Below are 3,496 nucleotides of genomic sequence, written 5' to 3' on the forward strand. Positions count from 1 at the left end.
CAGGTGCGTGCGGTACTGGAGTCGAAGCTGCCGGGGTACATGGTGCCCTCGGCGCTGATGGTGCTGCCGGCGCTGCCGCTGATGCCCAATGGCAAGCTGGACAGGAAGGCGCTCCCCGAGCCGGACGCGGAGTTGGGGCACGAGGCGGTGGCGCCGCGCGACGCACGCGAGGCGGCGCTGATGTTGGTGTGGAAGGACGTGTTGCGCCGGGACGATCTCGGGGTGACGGAGAATTTCTTCGAGGTGGGAGGCGATTCGATCCTGAGCCTGCAGATCATCGCGCGTGCGCGGCAGGTGGGGTTGAAGCTGACGCCGCGGCAGGTGTTCGAGCACCCCACGGTGGCGGGGCTTTCGCGGGTGGCGCAGGACGTCGCCGGCGAGGAGGTCCGGCATACGGAGGTGCACGAGTCGCTGGGGCTGACGCCGATCCAGGCGATGTTCTTCGACCGGTTCCCGCAGGGCGAGTCACACTGGAACCAGTCCGTACTGCTGACGATCCGAGGTGGCCTGGATACGACAGCGCTCGATACGGTGCTGCTCGCGCTGCGCGCGGGGCACGATGCGCTGCGCCTGCGGTTCGTCCGTGAGGAACAGGGCGTGTGGCAGCAGCAGGTGGCGGCGGCCGACGATCATCCGGTGCTAGAGGTGATCGACCTGAAGGGCGAGGCTCACTGGGAACAGGCGCTGGAGCGCGAGGGTACGCGGCTGCATAAGAGCCTGGACATTGAACGTGGTCCGCTGATGCGCGCGGGCTACTTCGAGTTGCAGGGTGAGGCGCGGCTGTTGCTGGCGATCCACCACCTGGCGGTGGACGGGGTGTCGTGGCGGGTGCTGCTCGAGGAGCTGCAGCAGGGCTACGAGCAGGCGGTGAAGGGCGAGGTGGTGAGCGTGCCGCCGAACACGCCGTGGAGCGTATGGGTGGAGCGGCAGCTTGCGTATGCACAGGGCGAAGCGGTGAAGGCAGAGGCGGACTGGTGGCGCGCGGCGCTGGCCGCCGCGAAACCGTCGCTGCCGGTGAACACGGAGGCGCAGCCGGGCGTGAGCCGTTCGGTGAGCATTGCACTTGACGAGGCGGAGACGCGGCAGTTGCTGCAGGACGTGCCGCGCGCGTACCGCACCGGAGTCGAGGACATCCTGCTGACGGCGCTCACGCAGACGGTGGGCGAATGGAGTGGCCACGGCGGGGTGCTGGTGGCGCTCGAAGGCCACGGCCGCGAGGCGCTGGATACGGAGGAACTGGACCCGAGCCGTACGGTGGGATGGTTCACGACGCAGTATCCGGTGTGGCTGGAAGCGGTGGGCGATGCGGGCCGGGCGATTGTGTCAGTGAAGGAGCGGCTACGGGCGATACCGGGCAAAGGTCTGCACTTTGGTCTGCTGGGCAGCCAACTGGCCGACCTGCCGCGTGCGCAGGTGGGCTTCAACTACCTGGGTCAGTTCGATCAGAGCCTGGCCGAAGGCGGACGCTTCGGGTTTGCGCGCGAGTCGGGCGGTGAGCCGGTCGCAAAGGACCTGCCGGCGGACATGGTGCTGGACCTGAACGGGATGGTGGCGCGCGGCCGGCTGTCGCTGCGGTGGAGCTACCGCGAGGGCGAGCTCGACATGGCGCAGGTGCAGGCGCTGGCAGAGCAGTTCGGTGAGCGGCTGCGCGCGTTGATCAGTCTTTGTGCGACGTCAGCGCCCGGGGCGACGGCGTCGGACTTCCCGCTGGCAAGGCTCACGCAGGAGCAACTGGTGCAGATGAAGCTCGATCTCTCGGGGATCGAGGATGTCTATCCGGCCACGCCGGTGCAGCACGGCATGCTGTTCCACAGCCTGCTGCAGTCGGACGAAGGCGTGTACGTGAACCAGAAGCGGCTGACGCTGCACGGCAGCCTGGACCGGGAGCGCCTGCATGCGGCGTGGGTGGCTTCGGTGGCACGCAACCCGGTCCTGCGTACGCACTTCACGTGGGCGCATGGAGGCGACGCGCTGCAGGTGGTGCACCGGACGGTGAACCTGCCGTATGAGGAGGTGGACTGGTCGCTGGTTGATGAGAAGGAATACGAAGGAAAGATCGCACGGTGGCGGCGGGAGGACATTACGCGTGGCTTTGACGTTGAGCGTGCGCCGTTGCTGCGGATAACGGTGTTCATGCGACCGGACGGTGGTCACGATCTGGTGTGGACCGACCACCATGCGCTGATGGACGGCTGGAGTGCATCGCAACTGCTGGGAGAGGTGCTGCGTCATTACCGCGGGGAATCGTTGCCAGAACAGGGTGGACACTACCGCGATTATATTGGGTGGCTGCATCGACGTGATCCGGAGGAGGGGCGGACGTACTGGCGTGAGCGCCTGTCGGACGTCAGTGAACCGACCTATCTGGCTGGTGCGCTCTCGCGGTCGGCGGAGGTGGCGAAGGATGGGTATGGCGAGCTGGCTGCCGCGATCGATGCCGGCGTCACTGCGCGCCTGGCCGCCTTTGCGCAGCGGCAGCAGGTTACGGTCAATACGGTGGTGCAGGCTGCCTGGGCGTTGTTGCTGCACAGATATACCCGACAGCCTGTCGTGACGTTTGGTGCGACGGTGGCGGGGCGGCCGGGTGATCTGCCGGGTGTCGAGGATCTGCTGGGCCTGTTCATCAACACCTTGGCGATTGCGGTTCACGTGCCAGGCGGAACCCGGCTGGGCGACTGGCTGCGGGACATCCAGTCACAGGCGGTCGCGTCGCAGGAACACGCACATACGCCTCTGCAGGAGATCCAGGGGCTTGTTGGCGCGGGTAGCCTAGCGCTGTTCGACAGCGTGGTGGTGTTCGAGAACTATCCGGTGGACTCCGCCCTGAATGAATCTCGTCTGCAGGGACTGCGCTTCGGCGGCCTGGACGCCCACGAGGAAACCAACTATCCGCTGACGCTGGCGGTGACGCAGCGAGCCACGCTGGAGCTGCGGTACAAGTTCATGCGAGAGCAGTTCGGGCCCCGGGCCGTCGCTGGGATTGCGGCGCATATGGCGCGTCTGCTCGTGCGGATGGTGAAGTCGGCCGACCAGTGCCTTGGGGAGCTGGAACTGCTCGATGGGGCAGAGCAGGCGAAGCTGCTGTCGTGGGCGCGCAATGACGAAGTGTATGAGGACGTGAGGCCGGTGCACGAGCGGATCGCAGCACAGGCACATTCGACGCCGGATGCCACGGCGGTCGTCTTTGGCAACGAACAGGTGAGTTACGCGCAGCTGGAGGCGCGGTCGAACGGTCTTGCGCAGCATCTGGTGAGGCTGGGGGTGGGGCCGGAGGTTCGGGTGGGGATTGCGGCAGAGCGGTCGGTAGAGATGGTGACGGGTCTGCTGGCGATCCTGAAGGCGGGCGGTGCGTATGTGCCGCTGGACCCGGACTACCCGGCGGAGCGGCTGGCCTACATGATGGAGGACAGCGGGATTGGGCTGCTGCTCACGCAGTCGCATCTGATGGAGAAGCTGCCGGTGCCGTTGGGTGTGGAGACGGTGGAGCTGGATACGC

At 66.8% G+C, this 3,496-nt stretch carries 1 protein-coding gene; it reads left to right on the forward strand.

Annotation, left to right across the window (positions count from 1 at the left end):
* Nucleotides 1–3,496 (forward strand): condensation domain-containing protein (locus FQ755_RS34740; protein WP_144162281.1); only part of this gene is annotated, 3,496 nt, incomplete at both ends.

Origin of the sequence: Paraburkholderia sp. BCC1885, assembly GCF_900996235.1 — a bacterium.
Classification (GTDB): domain Bacteria; phylum Pseudomonadota; class Gammaproteobacteria; order Burkholderiales; family Burkholderiaceae; genus Paraburkholderia.